The sequence below is a fragment of the Wolbachia endosymbiont (group B) of Xylocampa areola genome, from assembly GCF_964028205.1.
Taxonomy (GTDB): Bacteria; Pseudomonadota; Alphaproteobacteria; order Rickettsiales; family Anaplasmataceae; genus Wolbachia.
This window is the reverse complement of sequence record NZ_OZ034771.1, coordinates 218071-237804: the sequence shown is the minus strand read 5'-3', so window position 1 is coordinate 237804 and position 19734 is coordinate 218071. Positions and strand designations below refer to the sequence as shown.

Annotated in this window: 12 protein-coding genes; 7 read left to right on the top strand and 5 right to left on the bottom strand. The window is 35.2% G+C overall.

What is annotated here, in order from left to right; all coding sequences use genetic code 11:
• Positions 1–6: 6 nt before the first annotated feature.
• Both ileS and miaB read right to left on the bottom strand, forming a co-directional pair.
• On the bottom strand, positions 7–3177 hold the full coding sequence (gene ileS / locus ABWU35_RS01110; protein WP_264685567.1) for an isoleucine--tRNA ligase: 3171 nt from the start codon (positions 3175–3177) through the stop codon (positions 7–9).
• Between the two features lie 435 nt (positions 3178–3612).
• On the bottom strand, positions 3613–4935 hold the full coding sequence (gene miaB / locus ABWU35_RS01105; RefSeq protein WP_012481870.1) for a tRNA (N6-isopentenyl adenosine(37)-C2)-methylthiotransferase MiaB: 1323 nt from the start codon (positions 4933–4935) through the stop codon (positions 3613–3615).
• A gap of 666 nt (positions 4936–5601) precedes the next feature.
• Between miaB and recJ the strand changes: the two genes are divergently transcribed.
• A complete protein-coding gene (gene recJ, locus ABWU35_RS01100; RefSeq protein ID WP_019236680.1) occupies positions 5602–7341 on the top strand; it encodes a single-stranded-DNA-specific exonuclease RecJ in 1740 nt (579 codons plus the stop codon).
• An 18-nt stretch (positions 7342–7359) separates the two neighbouring features.
• Here recJ and ABWU35_RS01095 read toward each other — a convergent pair whose 3' ends face one another.
• The gene (locus tag ABWU35_RS01095) at positions 7360–8532 is read right to left on the bottom strand and encodes an NADH-quinone oxidoreductase subunit D (RefSeq protein ID WP_265028090.1); all 1173 of its coding nucleotides are present in this window, start codon (positions 8530–8532) and stop codon (positions 7360–7362) included.
• A 265-nt stretch (positions 8533–8797) separates the two neighbouring features.
• On the opposite strand from ABWU35_RS01095, the gene ABWU35_RS01090 reads away from it, so the two are divergent.
• From ABWU35_RS01090 to ABWU35_RS01065, 6 genes are all read left to right on the top strand, one after another.
• Complete coding sequence (locus ABWU35_RS01090) at positions 8798–9319, top strand: cytochrome b (RefSeq protein WP_019236682.1); 522 nt, start codon at positions 8798–8800, stop codon at positions 9317–9319.
• Between the two features lie 5 nt (positions 9320–9324).
• Complete coding sequence (locus tag ABWU35_RS01085; RefSeq protein ID WP_010402622.1) at positions 9325–10320, top strand: NAD(P)H-dependent flavin oxidoreductase; 996 nt, start codon at positions 9325–9327, stop codon at positions 10318–10320.
• Between the two features lie 132 nt (positions 10321–10452).
• A complete protein-coding gene (locus ABWU35_RS01080; RefSeq protein WP_149168655.1) occupies positions 10453–11814 on the top strand; it encodes a DUF350 domain-containing protein in 1362 nt (453 codons plus the stop codon).
• Between the two features lie 104 nt (positions 11815–11918).
• Positions 11919–12284, top strand: a complete 366-nt coding sequence (locus ABWU35_RS01075; protein WP_007302058.1) for a hypothetical protein — start codon at positions 11919–11921, stop codon at positions 12282–12284.
• Positions 12285–12335: 51 nt separating this feature from the next.
• Entirely contained in the window at positions 12336–14690 is a 2355-nt protein-coding gene (locus ABWU35_RS01070) for a type VI secretion protein (RefSeq protein ID WP_007302059.1), read from the top strand.
• Complete coding sequence (locus ABWU35_RS01065) at positions 14671–17544, top strand: hypothetical protein (protein WP_264686275.1); 2874 nt, start codon at positions 14671–14673, stop codon at positions 17542–17544. Before ABWU35_RS01070 ends, ABWU35_RS01065 begins: the two co-directional genes overlap by 20 nt.
• Before the next feature lie 245 nt (positions 17545–17789).
• Here ABWU35_RS01065 and ABWU35_RS01060 read toward each other — a convergent pair whose 3' ends face one another.
• Together ABWU35_RS01060 and ABWU35_RS01055 are read right to left on the bottom strand one after the other, a co-directional pair.
• Positions 17790–18863, bottom strand: coding sequence for an ankyrin repeat domain-containing protein (locus ABWU35_RS01060; protein ID WP_007302061.1), 1074 nt, complete (start codon positions 18861–18863; stop codon positions 17790–17792).
• A gap of 90 nt (positions 18864–18953) precedes the next feature.
• On the bottom strand, positions 18954–19733 hold the full coding sequence (locus ABWU35_RS01055) for an SDR family oxidoreductase (protein WP_264685564.1): 780 nt from the start codon (positions 19731–19733) through the stop codon (positions 18954–18956).
• Position 19734 lies beyond the last annotated feature (1 nt).

The window sequence follows — 19734 nt, the reverse complement described above, 5'->3', positions numbered from 1 at the left end:
ACATTACTAACTTTGCAACTTTATTAACTTAATACCAACTGTCAAACCTTGGTATTCCTTAGAATAGAAATCGGCCTCGATCTCTTTATTAGTGTCCAAAGATAAGGCAAGGGTCTGCTCTTTTATATACTCATCCCACCTGTTTATTGCCTCTTTAACTTTCTCATCTTCTGCTTTGATTATTACTCTGATTCTATCTGATATATGGAAATCAGCCTGCTTTCTAGTTTCTTGAATAAGCCTCACAACATCTCTTGCGAGTCCTTCTAGAATTAGTTCGTCATTGAGCTCAGTGCTCAGAATAACAACCCCTTTATTGTCATCAAATACAGAAGAATATTCACTGTTTGCTTTTAACAATAGTTCATATTCACCTTTTTCTATAGTATAGTTCTCTGTTTCATCCCCCAGAAATATTTGCTCATTCTCAATTTGCTTCCACTTTTCTTCTTTGACATATTGAACTAGTTTCTTGATTTTATCTGGAATCTTCTTACCAAGTAGCGGAAAATTTAGTTTTAGCTCTAGTGACGCAACTTCTTTCAACTCACTTACTATTTCTAGTTCTTTTACATTCACCTCATCTCTTATTATCTCTTGATATTCATTTTCAAGGAAATCGCAGGAAGACCTATGATAAATGGTCATACTGCCAAGTGGCTGCCTGATGCGCATGTTAAACGTATTTCTGATGGATAATGCAGAGTTACATATCTCTCTTACCAAATCCATCTTGGCAATGAGTTCACTGTCATATCTATCTGATTGTGGAAAATCAGCCAAATGAACAGATGTTTCTTTGTACTCAAGCCCTTGCCATATAGTCTCTGTTATGAGTGGCAACAAAGGAGCTGCAGCCCGTAGTATGTAATAAAAAACTGTGTATAGAACATTATAAGCATCAGTTTTGTCTTGATCTAAATCATTTTTCCAAAAACGCTCACGACTACGACGAATATACCAATTATTTAACACTTCAAAGAAATTCATCAGGGTTTTACAAGCCTCTTGGGAATTATAGTTGTTCATAGAAGCTTGTATACTTTCCACAGCTTCAAAACATTTGGAAATCATGTAGCGATCAATGGTACTCTGATAATCTTTACAAACCTCAGCTCTAATTCCATCTGCATTTGCATACATGGTAAAAAAGTGATAACTATTCCAAATAGGTTTTATTACGTCCTTCAGAATATCTCGTATCGATTTTCCTTCTTTGTCGAGTAGTAAATTACCACCGCAAACAATGGAACCAGATAGCATAAGAAAACGCAGCGCATCAGAACCACATTTGTCAAAAACCTCCATTGGATCTGCATAATTATTTAAACGCTTGGATAATTTCTGACCTTTCACATCAAGAACCACACCGTGGCATATGCAATTCTTAAATGGCTCACTATCAAATAAAGCAGTGGAAAGCACAAAAAGCGTATAGAACCATCCTCTTGTTTGTGCTATATATTCAGTGATAAAATCCGCAGGGAAATTTTTCTCGAACCATTCTTTATTTTCAAACGGATAGTGAACTTGCGCGAACGGCATCGAGCCAGACTCAAACCAACAATCAAACACATCAGGCACACGACGCATAACTGATTTTCCTGTTGGATCATCAGGATTTGGTCTTATCAAAGTATCGATAAATGGTCTGTGCAAGTCATCTATTTTAACATTAAAATCTCGCTCTAGTTCTGCTATTGAGCCATACACATCCACTCTTGGATATTTTGCATCATCTGATTTCCACACAGGAATTGGCGTACCCCAAAATCGATTGCGTGAAATAGACCAGTCGTGCGCTCCTTCAAGCCATTTTCCAAATTGACCATCTCTTATATGATTTGGCATCCAATTAACTCTCTTATTTAGCTCTGTCATTCTTCCCTTAAACTTTGTCACAGCAACATACCAAGAAGGCATAGTGCGGTAGATTAAAGGAGTGTCAGTTCTCCAGCAGTGTGGATAATTGTGAATATATTGCTCAGTTTTAAACCAGCTCCCCTGCCTTTTTAATTTCTTGATTACTGTATCATTGGCATCAAAAACATGAACTCCTGCCAAATCTGAAACTTCAGTAGTAAATTTTCCAGCGTTATCAACTGGACAAACAGCTCGAATATCATGGCTTTGGCAAAGGTAAAAATCTTCTTCACCAAATCCAGGAGCAGTGTGCACAACACCAGTACCATCTTCTCCTGTAACATAATCAGCAATGAAAACACGGAACGCATTCTTTGTATCTTTAAAGTAATCAAACAGTGGTTTATAGGAAAGACCTGCAAGATCACTCGCTTTAAGTTTTGTATTACAGTTTTCATATTGAATATTGCTTTGTTCACAGTGGCTGACAAATTTCTCTAAATAACTTTCAGCAAAGATGCAGACTTCACCATTTACTAACACCATACAATACTCAATATCCTCCCCTACTGCCAGTGCAAGATTGCTCGGCAACGTCCAAGGCGTTGTAGTCCAAGCAAGTAATCTACATTTTTGTTTAAATTGCTTTGGATTTTCTAAAAGTTCAAAAGCAACAGTTACAGCTTTGCTAATTTTTTCTCTATATGCATTATCAAGCCTTGTTTCAAAATTAGAGAGTGGAGTTTCGCACGCCCAGCTATAGGGAACAACGCGTATTGATTCATACACCAGACCTTTATCATAAAGCTGCTTAAATGCCCACATGACCGACTCCATGAATGACTTATCCATAGTCTTATAGTCATTGTGAAAATCTACCCATCTTGCTTGTCTATTTACATACTTCTCCCATTCTGATGAAAATTTCATCACAGAAGTACGGCAATGATTATTGAATTTTTCAATGCCAAATTTCTCTATCTCAGTTCTACCAGATATTCTAAGTTCCTTTTCCGCGCCCATCTCAGCCGGTAGCCCATGGCAATCCCAACCAAATCTGCGTTCAACCCTTTTTTGCAGCATAGTTTGATATCTTGCAAATGCATCTTTTATAAAACCAGTAAGCAAGTGTCCGTAATGCGGAAGTCCATTTGCAAACGGAGGCCCATCATAAAATACAAAACAATGATCCTTGGAACGTTTCTCGACTGACTGCTCAAAAATTTTATTTTCCTGCCAAAATTTTATGATTTCCTTTTCTAGCAATGAAAAATCAGGACTGCTGCTTGTATCAGGATAATACTTCATATTCATTTTAACTGGATAAAATCAAAGAATATAGAGCTTTCTGGAAAATTACAAATTCAAAAACTCTGTTTCTATAAACATAGATAGGTATTGACATTATTATACAGCATATTAATAAATCAGACTTATTTACTTAAGTTAAAGATGAATAAAGACAATAACAGTTGGCCTTATCAGAAATTTCACGATGCTAACAAAAATAATAGTAAAAGCAGCGTTATTTGGAGATCGCTTTCTTATGAATATAATAATTCTGGAAAGGTTGAAAAAGTACACTATCAGTGGGAAAAGAAAAAAATCCCGCAAATCTATTATATCAAGTCTCATATGATTGCGTAACAGAGAGTTGTAGTCCCTTAAGGATTAAATCTAGATAGCTTATAAACTTATAAAAACACACAAAGTGCTTCTACATGAGACCATGGGAGCACTTTTCTCTAATTAGGCAGCGCATCCCAACAAACTATTTTGCCGAGCTTCCAATATCCTTACATTTACTATTTTATCTTTGTATTTATCGTCAGGATCATCAACGCATACTGATTGCATGTATGGGCTTTTACCAATAATTTGATTTTGGTGTTTACCTTTTTTATCACTGAATAGAACAGGAATAGTTTTTCCTATCATACTCTGATTAAATTCAAGTTGTTGCTTGCTAATTAATTCCTGTAAACGAAGAAGACGCTCTGTTTTAACCTCTTCTGGTACTTGATCTTTTCTTTCCGCCCCTGGCGTTCCTGGCCTTGGGCTATATTTAAAACTATAAGCCTGAGCGTACTTTACTTTTTCTACTAACTTCATAGTTTCCTCAAAATCTTTTTCAGTTTCTCCAGGAAAACCAACAATAAAATCAGAAGAAAATTCGATTTCAGGTTTCAATTTGCGCAATCTGTCTATTATTCCCAAATACTCCTCTGCAGTGTGTTTCCTGTTCATTGCATGCAATATTTTATTCGAACCTGACTGCACAGGTAGGTGAACAAACGGCATGAGTTTTGATTCCTCCGCATGTACCAAGTAGAGAGATTCGTGCATATCTCTTGGATGAGAAGTTGTGTAGCGGATTCTTTCTAGCTTTTCAATTTTAGCAATGTGACTAATTAATTTTCCTAAATCCCACACCTCTCCTTCGCACTCTCCATGATAAGCATTGACGTTCTGACCAAGTAAAGTAATTTCCTTTGCTCCGTTTTTAACCAAATTCAATGCTTCACGAAATATTTCATTTACTGGTCGTGAATACTCAGCCCCGCGTGTATATGGTACCACACAAAACGTACAAAATTTATCACAACCTTCTTGTATGGCAAGAAACGCAGAAGACCCCTGGCTATTGCCATAGCATTCATCCGGCAATTTATCAAACTTTGCAACTTCTGGAAAATCAGTATTTATTACATGACCTTTACTTCTGCTTGCTTTGACTATCAACTCCGGTAAAGCAGGAATACTCTGCGGACCAACAACAATATCAACAAAAGGAGCCCTTCTGAACACTTCTTCTCCCTCTGCTTGCGCTACACATCCAGCCACCACTATGGTCATTTCCTTATTTTTTTGTGATGAATGGATTCTTCCAAGCTCTGAGTAAAGCTTTTCTGCTGCCTTTTCTCTAATATGACAAGTATTTAATATCACCAAATCAGCTTGTTCTGCATCACTAACAACGTTGAACCCTAAAGGCTTAACTATATTCTCCATTAAAATGGAGTCATAAACGTTCATCTGACAGCCGTAAGTTTTAATATATAGGCCTTTCATATTTAAAATTCTTCACACAAATTCTAGCAAATTATACGAAAAACTGAATTCTAGTACAACAGCCAATAAAGATTGCTTGACAAACCTTCTCGCTTTCCTTACTCTAACAGTAGAGGTATTTTAAGAGCTCAAAAATCTATCTTCGTCTGCAGACTTTTCAGTCAATTTTTCAAAAAAAAACGTAGTGTATCTTCTTCAGCACGTGTTCAAATTCTGTTGTATGTGCGCTGCATTTTCTTTCTAATCTTTCAGGAGGATTTTATGTCCAGAATTCCAGATACTTAACCTTTATTCTTAAGCTAAAAACCGATTGGTACCTATGGTTTTTATAAAGAAAGTGCAAAAAATACTTTAAAGAATATGAAATAAAGGTAGAAAAGGTTTGAGTAACCAAAAACTGTTTCCAGGCATAAATTTGTTATGTATACCAAAAAGTAATTACACTAATATAATATTCACACTTATATGCTAATATAGATATAATACTAATTAAAGAGCATGTTATGCAAGAAGAAGTATCAGATTTTACAGATGCTCTTTGTCAAAATAAATGTGATTCCTTTCGAGTGACACTCTCCTATATCTTTCTTTAGGTTATACAGAAGTCTAACACAATTATAGAACAAGCGTAAAAGTTCTGGTAAAGTAGTTTTATTTACAAAAAATATGCTACTTGATATTGAAAAACGCAGCATAACAAATGCACTGTGGAAGTTACAAGAAGCAGATCAAAGGGAGATTTTTACTCTTATACAGAGATTTGAGTTGCCAGAAATATTAGCAAGAATATTAGTTGCTCGTGGTGTTAACATAGAAAATGCACATGACTTCTTACACCCACTAATCAGATCGCTATTACCAGATCCCTTTCACCTCCTTGATATGGATAAAGCTGTTTCTCACATAATAAAAGCAATAAACAATAATGAGAATATTGCAATATTTGGTGATTACGATGTTGATGGTGCAACGTCATCAGCATTGATTAATAGGTACCTAAGAGCGATTGGGACACACTCTATAATCTATATTCCAGATCGTGTTGATGAGGGCTATGGATTGAACACAGATGCTTTATTACAACTTAAAAAGAATGGTATTGATTTATGTATTTCTGTTGATTGCGGTACGCTTGCATATCAACCAATAGAAGATGCAAAAGTCTTTGGACTTGATATTATAGTTGTCGACCATCACCTTGGAACAGAAAAATTACCAAGTGCTGTAGCAGTTGTTAATCCCAACCGCCTTGATGAGAGCTCTCCTTATAATAACTTAGCAGCAGTTGGAGTGTCATTTCTGCTAATTGTTGCTCTTAACAGAATCCTACGTGAGCAAGGATTTTTTACCAACAAAAAAGAACCAGATTTATTTGATCTACTGGATTTGGTTGCTCTTGGAACTGTTTGCGATGTTATGCAGATTACAGGCCTAAATAGGGCTTTTGTTTTACAAGGATTAAAAGTTATGTCAGCAAGAAAAAATGTTGGCTTACGTGTTTTGTTTGACGCTTTGGGAATCCTTGAAAAACCAAGTGTTTCACGATTAGGGTTTAGTATTGGGCCATGTATAAATGCCGGAGGAAGAATTGGAGAAGCATCGCTCGGTGCAAGGTTGCTTTCCACCGATGATGATGATGATGCACATTCAATCGCGCTAAAACTAATAGATTTGAATAATGCAAGAAAAATGCTAGAAAATGAGGCTATTTTGGAAGCCACAACACAAGCGGAAAATTTTGCCCACTTAGGTGTAAATTTTATAATGGTAAGTGGTAATTGGCACCAGGGAATAATTGGTATCATTGCATCAAGACTAAAAGAGCAGTTTCACTTACCAACGATAGTGATATCTTTAAACAATGGAATAGGAAAAGCAAGCTGTAGGTCAATTTCTGGAGTAGATATTGGTGCTGCGGTTCTTTCTGCAAAATTTACCAACCTAATCATTGAAGGTGGTGGTCACAGTATGGCAGCAGGATTTTCGATTGAAGAAGATAAAATAAGTGATCTACATGATTTTTTTACTGAAAGATTTGCAAACTCCACAAACGATAAAACTATAAAAGCTGATGGTATAGTAACAGCTAAAGCAATAAACTTATCCCTTTGGAATCAACTGCAGCGCTTAGAGCCATTTGGAGCTGGCAATCCTGAACCAAGATTCATCATTCAAGGGGCAAAGATAAGAAAGCCGGAAGTTATAGGAGTTGACCATATAAAATGTTTTATTGCTGACGATAATGTTATGGTCAAAGCTATTGCGTTTCGCTGTGCAAATACTGAGCTCGGCTCTGCTATTATGCAGGGTAATGTTAAAGCCATTTTGGGTAAAATCTCTATGAATTACTGGAATGGCAATGAATTTGTGCAGTTTTTAATAGAGGATGTATTGACCATTAGTTGAGTTACTATTTTACAATAATTACCTATCAATCTCACCAAAGACTATATCGAGTGAACCGATAATTGCTGCAATGTCAGCAAGCATGTGTCCTTTTGCCATGAAATCTAAGGCCTGTAAATGCGCAAAGCCAGGTGCTCTTATTCGACATCTATAAGGTCTATTGGTACCATCTGAAACTATATATACTCCAAACTCACCTTTTGGCGCTTCAACAGCCACATATACCTCACCTTCTGGCACATGATATCCTTCTGAATAAAGCTTAAAATGATGAATCATAGCCTCCATAGATTCTTTCATTTCTGCTCTTGGCGGTGGAGAAATTTTTCTATCTTCAGTTTTTATTGGCCCTTTAGGAATTTTCTCTATGCATTGCTTCACCAAGCTAATAGATTGCCTAATCTCTGCCATTCTTACTAAATAACGGTCATAACAGTCACCATTTTGGCCGATAGGTATATCAAAATCTAACTGATCATATATCTCATATGGCTGGCTTTTTCGCAAGTCCCAAGCAAGTCCAGCAGCACGGAGCATTGGTCCACTAAAGCCCCAATCAAGCGCCTGTTTTATTGATATTTCACTAATTCCTACAGTGCGTTGCTTCCATATCCTATTTTCCGTTAAAAGTTCATCAACATCATCTATATACTTTGGAAATTGCTCTATAAATTTTGCAATATCTTCAATCAAACCTTCTGGGATATCTGCTGCAAGTCCACCTGGCCTTATATAAGCTGCGTGAAATCTTGCACCTGAGGCCCTTTCATAGAACTCGAGTATTTTTTCTCTCTCTTCAAAGAGCCATAAAAGAGGAGTCATCGCCCCAACATCAAGTGCTTGGGAAGAGATATTTAGTAAATGATTTAGTATTCTTGTCAGCTCACAAAATAGAACACGCAAATATTTTGCCCTAATCGGAACTTCGCACTGCAATAATTTCTCTACACATAACGAATATGCATGCTCTTGTGACATTGGTGACACATAATCAAGGCGGTCAAAGTAAGGCAGAGCTTGAAGATATGTTTTATGTTCTATTAACTTCTCAGTGCCACGGTGCAAAAGCCCAATATGGGGATCTGCCCTCTCGATCACTTCACCATCCATCTCTAAAACAAGACGTAACACCCCGTGTGCAGCTGGGTGCTGAGGGCCAAAATTTAGCATCATTGTCTTTAGATCAGGCATGCTTTGGTAGCTTAAGGTATTGGAATTGTATAGGGTAAAATGTGCTTAAAGTCAATAGGCTTCTTGTACAAGCTATAACTCATCGTTACAATAGAAAAACTCTCAAAAACTTCACCACTTCTTCATGATCTGATAGACAATGTTTATGTGTCACATACAATTATTGCACTTATGTTGATCAAGGCAGCGAAATTATGTATAGATAATTTTGATTGAGAAATAGTTTTTCTACTATATAAATTCTACTTTAGAGTAATCAAAATTAATGAAAGACAATAAATATAGTTTAGGTTTAAGGATCATTCATTGGTTAATGTCTGCTTTTATTATTGGCATGCTTTGTTCTGGGCTGTACATGAAAAGTTTGCCGATTAGCAGTGAAATTAAATTCAGCATATACGCTGTTCATAAGGCTTGTGGTATCACCGTTCTTGGATTAATTATAGTACGTATATTTTTTCGCGTCTTTACTTATGTTCCGCCATTACCAGCCAATTTTTCTCGATTTGTAATCAATGCGAGCAAAACGATACACTTTGGTTTATATACTTTGATGGTGCTAATGCCACTATCTGGTTATGTCATGTCTTCTGCTTCTAGCAAAGAGATCAAATATTTTTTCCATATCCCTTTATTAATTAACCATAATGAAGATCTAGCTAGTGCAGCTAATCAGTTACACTCGATACTTGCATATTTTATGATACTCTTTATAGCCTTGCATATAATTGGTGCTTTAAAACACACATTTATAGATAAACAAAACATTTTTAAACGTATGATATAGGTTATATGTTAAGTAGCCTCTGGAAAAAAGGAACAAATTTTCTCGGTAGTGAGTTTGCCATAATGGGTGGTGCTATGAGCTGGGTTTCAGAGAGAAATTTGGTTTCAGCAATCTCAAATGCTGGTGGATTTGGCGTGATTGCTTGCGGTGCAATGTTTCCAGACTTACTGAAAAAAGAAATCATAGAGACACAGAAATTAACTAACAAACCATTTGGTGTAAATCTAATTACTATGCACCCAAAGTTGAGTGAGTTGATAGATGTGTGCATTGAAACGAAAGTAAGCCATATAGTGCTTGCCGGTGGACTACCAACGAAGCCTAATATAGAAAAAATCAAGAGTGCGGGCATTGAAGTTATGTGTTTTGCACCAGCATTAAGCCTCGCGAAAAGGTTAGTAAAAATGGGAGTAGATGCGTTAATAATAGAAGGTATGGAAGCAGGAGGACATATCGGTCCTGTTAGCACTTCTGTTCTCGCACAAGAGATATTACCTCATTTTAAAAATGAGAAAACACCGGTGTTTGTTGCAGGTGGAATAGGAAGAGGCGAAATGATAGTGAACTACCTAGAAATGGGAGCAAGTGGCTGTCAAATAGGTACATTATTTGTCTGCACGAATGAGTCAATCGCTCACAAAAATTTTAAAGAAGTATTCATCAAATCAGCTGCGCGTAATGCTGTATCTTCTGTGCAGATTAGTGCTGATTTCCCTGTAATTCCAGTAAGGGCTATAGTTAACAAAGCAAGTGACGATTTTATGGAGCATCAAAGAGACATTATTGATAAATATCAAAATGGAGAAATCTCAAAAGAAGATGGGCAGCTTGAAATAGAAAAGTTCTGGGCTGGAGCTTTAAGAAGGGCAGTAATTGATGGAGATGTTGAAACAGGATCTTTAATGGCCGGTCAAAGTGTTGGCATGGTTGATAGAGAAAAGCCTGTAAAAGAAGTGATAGATATGTTAGTTCAACAGGCAAGCAATTATGTTGAAATGTAAAATCAGTAATCAGCAAAGAAAATAGTTAGCAAATTGCTATAATTATCCGCAATAAGGCATAACTGCCCAGTTTTAATGTAAAATTAACGCTAAAGAGGTATTCATACATTTTGTTATGTATGGAGAAATGTTATGCTAAGTCGTTTTGCAAAACATCAGAAGAGTGAAGATATTAATCAACAATTGTACAATGCTATATACAAAAAGGTCACAAAAAAAACACATAATCATGGAAATCTAAAAAAGGGAGATGGAACTATCGCAAAATGCATAGAGTTGTTTAACAAAGGAGCTGATCCCAACGTATTAATTGAATTAGAAAAGTCATTGAGAAAACAAGAAGAATATTATAAATATTATATTGACAACTTCCTTCCAGCATTGAAAACAAAAGTGATAGAGTCAGAGGAATTAATGAAATCTTCAGTACTTAACAATGAAGAAAAATCATCACAAAGATCACCAACAAGAAGAGGAAAAATATTAGAAATAATTTTAGAGATTACAGGGATTACTAATAAAAGTAGTGACAAAGATCATTCTAGTAGCACTATTCAAAATCAGAAAAGTCTTAGAAGTAATCAAGCAAATAGACAAAATAATACTATGGAACTATTTAACAAAAAAAGTCTTTCTGGTGAAGTTGAAATTCCCAAAAATTCAGGTATTAATCCTCTGGAAAAGGATTCTTTAGCTAAGGGTGTAAGTGGAAAAGGAACCCCTGGAAAATACAATACCTTGAGAAATTCAGGTTATTATGGTGCTTCAGCACATCCTACATCAAAACAATCGCAAGCAAGAAAGGAGATCGCACAATCACAATTGAATAGTCAATCTGATCTTTCGATTGATAGTAAAGATTTAAAAAATGAAAAGCCTAATATAACTGTGAATGCTGTAGAAGTGCCAAGCGGTGCAAATACTTCTAAACTCAGTAGTAGCAGTGACTTAGATAGTGGAATAAATTCATCTAGCTTGGCATCAAGTAGCAGAAGGAACAGCTTAACTTCAGTAACAAGCATTTCATCTGAGGAAAGTGTACACTTAAAATTAAACCCTGCTGAGAAAGATAATAGTTTGCAACTAGAAGATGAAGGAAAAACAAAATTAGCACATCCGAACAAAACAAGGCCCAAAGGCCCAAGCGGAAGAATATCCCCTTCTAAACATTATAAGAAGACTGAAGAAGGGCCTCATTGTGTGATCTCAGTGACAGGCAGTAAGGTAAAAGATACAATGCAATCCAATAATTATGAAAATAATAGTAAAAACAAAAATCTTCACGTCGCACTTGTAACAAGTTCTGCTCTCTTAGCAATAGGGTGCATTGTTGCAGGAGCAATGACATCAGGATTAGTAGGAGCAGGACTGTTTGTGGTGGCTGCGGTGTTTGCTACAGCAGCTGCTGCTGAATTGTGTTCAAACTTTCTGTCAAGTAAATTGACATCCATTAGTGTGAGTCCTCTTGTTGATAATAAAGAGCTAACACGGTGATAAAAGTTAAATATGAGTTACTTATGGTGAGCAAGTGAATTCGGTTCTTGCCTATTGATGTAAAAATTGTTACATTTGAGGAGTATCTTAAAGGTATTTAGCTGATGCGTATTCAATTGGGTAGAGTTTTTGCTATTGTAGCCCTGTTAAGTTTTATCTTCATGTCATGTTCTAGCAAAGCAAGTGATGAATTGAAAAATATACCAGGAACGTTGAAAGAACTTATTTCTTCATTTTCAGTTAAAGATACTGTAGAAAATATGAATCCTTCGACAATTATAGGGTTATGTATAGCTACAGTGATACTTGCAGTAGTGTTCAGAGGCCTAATTTTTTTCATGATAATATTTGGCGTACTGATCATGATGTTTGGAAGCACAGAAAAGGCAACAGATTACCTGAAAGAAAAATTCAACTTTGCAAAGGACATACAGTTACAATCCAATAACAAAAAAGAAGATAAGGATTAAGTAAGATAGATGATTCTTTATTATCTTTTTATTGAATACGCATGATATTGTATGCAACCAAAAGTACCAGCCACTAGATCTAATTCTGAAAAAAAGAACAATTTAGCGTTACTAGAAAGTATTAATTTAGATTTTATCCCTTATGCTTGCCACTACGATGAAGAAACTATACTAACAAAACAGGGGGAATTATTAAAAATAATCAAATTAGAAGACTATTCTTCAGTTGATAACTATGGTGATCTTAGAACTGAAATTAGAAAAAGTATATCAAAAAATATCAAGAGTTTATATTTTACCGTTTGGATTCACACTGTCCGTAAGCGCAATAAACTGAGCTTACAGTGGAATAAAACTTCAGACTTTTCCGATCAGCTACACTCAACGTGGTTTAATAAACTAGTTGATAGTAAACTACAGTATATAAATGAGTTATACATTGTGGTGTTACTTAGTGATTTTGGCAAACATATTAATAATGCATTTTTTTTTGGCAGGATAAAGAATAGGCACAAGTTATTTTTACAAAAAAATCATCAAGAATTACAAAAAATAACTGACCTGATTCAAAAAGATTTAGAACCTTTTGGAGCTAAAAAACTGGGCCTTAGGTCTAGTGAAGGCAAAATATATTCTCAAATGATGGAATTTCTCCATTACATTATTACATTAACGCACAAAGATTATCCAATATGTGAAAGGGATCTATCGCAGCATGTTAAAAATTTAAAAGTAGCTTTTGGTTTCAATAAATTTCAAACATCGTTTGAAGGTCAACAGAAGTTTGGTTCTATTTTTTGCATAAAGGAATATCGAGAAATCCCCTTAGAAAATATAGATAGGTGTTTGCAACTTGACTCTGAGCTTATCATCACAGAAATAATAATATTTACTAGTAATAATAAAGCAGTAAAAGAATTCAAAAAACAAATTAATATACTGCAAATCAGTGAGGACAATACCTTACTTCAAAACTCAGGAATAAATGAAATAATAGAGCTTGAAAAAATTTCTGCTATGGATTTTTGTCAACAGAAAATTATTGTTACAATCTTTGCAGATGATAAGAATAGGTTAGCTAAAAATATCAGTGATTTATCCTCTGTAATGTCGTTAATCGGGTTGATGATGTTTAGGACTGATCTGCACATGGAAAATCATTTTTGGGCACAGCTTCCTGGAAACTTTGCTTTTGTTACACAACCAAAAAATATATTAGAAAAATATGCTTGCAGCTTTGCTATGTTGCATGATTTTACATCAGGTACGTTAAAAGGAGGAAGATGGAAAGAAGCAGTAACAGTTTTTTTTTCAAAAAAAGGCAGTCCTTACTTTTTTAACTTTCATGGAAAGAAAAATAATGGTCATACCACAATACTTGGAGCTCCAAATTCAGGTAGAACCTCACTGATCAATTTCTTACTTTCGGAATCAAGAAAATTTAACCCTAGGATTGTTATATTGGATAATACTGGAAAATCAATAATATTTACTAAAGCAGTAAGCGGCCAATATTACATAATTGATCCAAAATATAAAGATAAAAGTCTAAAATTTAACCCACTGAACATTGAAGATAGTGCTTCTAATCGCAATATGCTTGTTGAATTGATCAAAAGGATGGTTGCAGATGCAAGTTTGGTAGACGTAGAAGAAAAGACAAAAAAAATTGTAGATTCTATATTTGCTATACCAAGAGAATCGCGATCTATTTCTCAAATTTCTGAAGTGCTTTTACTTCTTGGAGGCAAAATAAGTAAATGGTGTGGTGAAGGTGAATTTGCTTACTTATTCCAAGATGGTGATGAGTCAGACATTGACTGGGGAACAAAAACTATATCCCTCAATACTGCAAATCTCACTAAGCAAAAAGAATGTATGTCCGTGATACTTTACTATTTCTTATACTCTTTCGAAGCAAAATGTGATGGCTCACCTGCAATACTTGTTTTGGATGAAGCATGGGAGATAAGTAATATTTTTCCTACAGAGGGAGAGTTTGACGACTGGATGCAAAGAATGACAAAGTTAAATGTTGTAGTAATTCTAAGTACTGAAAACTTAAACCTAGCATTTGCTAGCAAGTTTACTCAATATTTAGATAAGCATGTCGATACGAGAATCCTGATGCCGAACATAAATGCAAACAGGTTATACATGAAAGCATTTTCTCTGTCGAAAGAGGAACTGAATGTTATTTTGCAAACACCAACACAGGAAGGTTTATTTTTGATAAAGCAATACAAAGGTTTAGTAACTTTAAATCTAGATTTGAAGAATATGAAAGAAATACATGTACTTTCAGCTAATAAAGAGACTATAAAGTATATGTATGAAGCAATAAAGGAAAAAGGCGAAAAAGTGAGTAAGTGGTTACCGGCGTTCTATGAAAAATGTAAAGCTTAATTTTTTATTGATATTCTCCTTGATATTTTGTCTTTCTTATCAAGGATATGCTGATTGTCCGCCTCTTGTAGAGAGTAATACTACACTTGAAGCTGGAGGCAAAAAAGCTTTGGAGGGTTTTTTAGCAATTTTTACTTTTGGTACTAAAGGTAGTTTTAAAGTTGATGAAAAGCTATACCAATATATTACAGTAAGACAAGTAAAAGACCAAGGAATTGATGGTTATTTTAATCCAAAGATTCAAGTCTGTGATTATGAAGGAAAAGATAATTGTTATATATTACCTAGTGGAACATCCTGCCGCCAGATATATGGTACACAAGATACAGGAGGTGGAGTCTCTGCAGCAGTGTTTATTGATTGGGAAGGAGATAAAACATCTGTTAATGCAAAAATAGCAGATAGTCTTGAGTGGGAATGGGCAGACAATGTTACTGATGAAGAAAAAACGAAGTTTGCTAAGTCTCCTAAAATATGTGCTTGTAGCCAAAAAGGCGCTTGTATGGGTAGTTCTGCATGGTTTTCAAGAGTGCTTCAGGGAGAAAATATTTTCCGTCCAGGGGATATGGAAAACGTTTGTGATACTTGTTCATCATGGAATAAAGGAAAGCAAAAGATAAAATGTGCTCCTGTACCACTTGCACCTGGCCCCCCTCCATTTTGTGAACAACTTGCAATGTCACCTCCACAAGTTAGAATTGTTCCTATAACAAATGAAGAAAATGATTATTTCCATCCAAGAGTTGGAGTCATTATTGGTGAGCTGAAAGAAAGAAGGGAGCTACCTTTTCCGCGCGGTTTTTCAAATAGTGAGAATACTCCAATTTATCCATTTACTATTAAAGATACTATCCATTATCTCAAAACCTATAGAAAAAAAGGTCAGCTCTGCGCTGAATACTATGGTACTGAGGAAGAAGAGTCCGAAAGAAAATTACAATTTCCTGCTCGCTGCTTCCCAGCGCCACCTGCTCCAAAGATTGAAGAAGTGAGCATACCAAAGCCTAATGAGGGTAAAGGCGAAAATACGCTAAAAGTAAAAATGAAGATGAGTGAGAACGTTTGTACTTATGACGCACGTGGAACTCACAGTAATGGCATCTGTACTTTTTATGTTAATAAAAATTCTCCTACATATGTTGGCCATCTACCTTTAAAAGTAGTAAAGCCAGCAATAGTGGCAAAAACAACTGATAGCAGTAACAGTAAAAGCGACATCGATAGCGTAATAGAAGGTATATTAAAAAATAATTCGCAATTTGAAGTTCTAGAAAAATATGGATATGTTCCCGATATTGAAACAGAATGTAAAGAGCTTCAGAATGGTAAGTGCAAACTAGATGGCTCAGGATATCCAAAAGTAGAAATAAAATATAAAGAAAATTCTAAAAGTAAAATGCTCTGCCTTTCTGGGTGGCAACCAGAACCAGAGGAGTTTGTTCTTAAAAAAGAAAGTAAGCTAATATCGCTAAAATCAATGGGGGCAAGATACAATAAATACAATACTGTTTATTCAAAGGAGTCTGATCAGCTTTATTATTTTCCCTGTAACGAAACAATTGAGGTTTTAGCAAAGCCACAAGATGCACTGAATGAAATAATATTTAATAAAAAAGGATATATTTCCATTCCTGCTGAAAATAAGTCTAGAGATAACTGCATGGAAAAAAAGGATAAAGAGGTAGATACAAAACAAAATTGTGACAAATGCAAAATAGTATATGAGTTAACAGATGGAAAGTATGAAGAAAAAAACTGTAATCACGGTGATGATGGTTGCCTCTGCTTTGATGGAGTATGTAGTCGCTCAACACAGTATGTAGATAAGAATGATAAACTATTTTACTTAAGATATGAGGAAGTGGATTGCAAGGATAAGGATGGTAAAACAGTAAAAAACGAGAAAGGTGAAATACAAAAGTGCACACAATTAAAAAATCAACCGATTAAAGCAAATAGAACAGAAGTTTTTTATGCTGATAAATTGTGTAGGTTCGATTTAGAGGGTTTAAAAAAGAGATTACGTGAAATAATAATAGCACAATTGAAACATAAGAAGCAGATTATTGAAAACAGGGATCAAAAACTTTATGAGCTTGGAGATGGCTCTACAGATGATCTGTCAATGTATGATTACGTTGAAATAGAAGCATGGGGAGGTGGTGAAGCTGGTCATATAGATGGTAAAGCTCAGTCTACTGTAAGTAGACTAGGAATGCCAGGTGATTACATTAAAGCTAAACTGAGAGTCAACCCTAGTTATCCATATATTAAAGTAAAAGTAACAGAAGGAGGTGGTGGACAAGAAAATGATAAATCTAACAAGGATGGGGGACCAACTTTAATAAAAATGTGCAGAGACTCTTCAGAAACAATTTGTAAAGATTTAATTACTGTTGCAGGCGGAGGTACATACAGAACCTATGGGGGAAAGAATTACAAAGATACAATAATTCATGAACAAAGTTTAAAATTAAAAGAAGAAATTAAGAAAGGGGACAAGCTAAACTCTAGTAAAGATAATAAAATAGCATATATAGAAAATGGTGAGATTGGGTATAAAGATGTAACAAAATGTAGTAAAAACTACGTGAATAAAACATATGGTGCTGGTGGTTGTATCAACGAAAGCAGCAAAAGTTATAGCAAGGGCGCTCCTGGTTATGTGAAAATTAAACCTATATTTGAGGAAATTAATGAAAAAAGAGTAAAAAAAATAGATGATGCTATTGAAAAAATGATACAAAATCCAGATGACATCACAGGTATTGATGATTCCTTAATAAATAAACTTGATAAAAAGATTATTGATACAATTAAAGAAGAAATTAGAAAAGAATTGTTAGGTCTATAGTCAAAGAACCCTGATGGTTGCAAATGGGGTAAAGTCGAATTTACATCACTGAGACAGATGCATGTCAAACCAGTGTTTCTTTTCTTGTATCTCAGTTCCCATAATGTCATCCCAGTGCGTGACACCCATTTCTTTCTAGTGCTTCCTTCCTTGTCATCACAGCTTCCATAATGTCATTCGAGTAGCTGACACTGGAATCCATGTAAATTTAACTGGACACCAATGTCACAAACTAGTTTTCTCATCTATCTTATTTTGCTACTCTGCTGAACAGATACGTCAATTTCATCTACTGATGAGCTAGGTCTGCTGTCCTTTATATGTTGTACCAAAAGCTCCATAATTTTTTTTTGCTCATAAAATTGCTGAAATGAATATATTCCATTCGAGCCAACTAACACGAAGAATCCTCCTTGTACATTTGGAGGATTATCATGCCAGCTAATTTTTCTTACGTATTCAGCAGCTTGTAAGGAAGTATCTCCTGAAAGGTTTTTAATATTAGGATCAGCACCTTTTTCTAGCAGTAATCTTGCCATTTTTTCATTACCTTTCATAGCTGCTATATGTAGAGGTGTATTGCCAAGCTGATTGCCAATATTGACATCCACCCCTTCTACACTAAGTAATAATTGAGCTACCTCGTCATGGCCATTATCAATAGCTACACACAAAGGATTCATACTGGTATCACAGCCATTGACTTTAGCACCATTATCAAGAAGCAACTTAACTACTGCTGCATGCCCATTCTGAGCAGCTAGATACAAGGGTGTGACATTATTTTTTTTATCTACTATGTTAACATCAGCATTTTTTGTGCTAATTAATAGTTCAACTATTTCAGTATGTCCGTTCTGAGAGGCTAAGTACAGAGCTGTTATACCAAATTCATTGTCTTTAGCATCAATCTCAATTTCTTGAGTATTAAGTAACACCTTTACAACTTCTACAAGTCCATTTTGAGCAGCAATATGTAAAGGTGTCTTACCATCAGTACAGTCTTTTATATTGGGATCAGCTCCCGCTTTAATTAACTCCTCTACTATAGCTTTGCTTTTAGCTACAACAGCAAAGTGTAAAACTGTACTGCCTTTAGTAGTTCTTGCATGAATATTAGCTTCTTTACTGATTAGTAACTTTACTACGTCTAAATGTCCTGAATAAACAGCAAAATGCAAGGCTGTAAATCCTTTTTTATCCTTGATATTGATATCAGTTTTTACATTAAGTAATAACCTAACTTCATTTATGTTACCATTATAAGCGGCTTGATGTAATAGAATATTTTCAACCGGGAGCGATTGAGTGCTGAACATATTTACCTCTATATAATAGTATGCCTAGTGGTATTACATCAAAACAAGGAACATTCAAGAAAAATTTTTGCATCTGGCAATCTATTTTCTCTATTCTGATATATACAAACTCTTTAAACCCACCTTGTAATCAGGATAAACTAGAGAGACACCAAGATCTTTTTTAATTTTAGTATTGCTTACTTTTTTTGACCCTAAATAAAAACCCCGTGCGTAATTTGGTACGGAAGAAATCTCAACTGGCTCTGGAGGGCTAATATTGAGAAGCTCGGCTGCATACGTGACCACTTCAGATTGCGTAGCAGGTAAATCATCTGCACAATTGTATATCTCATAAGGCTTTATATTTTGCATGGAAGAAAATAAAATATTCGATATATCTTCAACATGAACACGAGAAAAAATTTTTTTCACATTTCTTGCTTTGCCAAGCTGCAGGTCAATTAGCGCATTTCTACCAGGACCATATATCCCAGCCAAACGAAAAATATGTACAGGCAATTTGCTACTTAGCCACTTCTTTTCAGACTCAAGGCGCTTTTCTCCTCTAATTTCTATAGGCTTTGTTTCAGATTCCTCATTCACCCAATTACCACAGTGGTCACCATAAACATTAGTTGCAGACAGATAACCAAGCCATTTAATATTCTCCAGACAATGACCGTATCTCTCCATAACATCATCGCCGTCTGGAGGAATAGAAACTAAAACATGTGTTACGCTTTTAAGCAGATCTTGATCAACCTTTTCATAATCAAAAAGTTGTATATCTTTATCTCTTGATGTACCGTTAACTTTCCAGCCTAAATTTAGCAATTTTTTCGATAGAAATTTAGCTACATATCCGTAACCAAAGCAAAACAAGTGCATG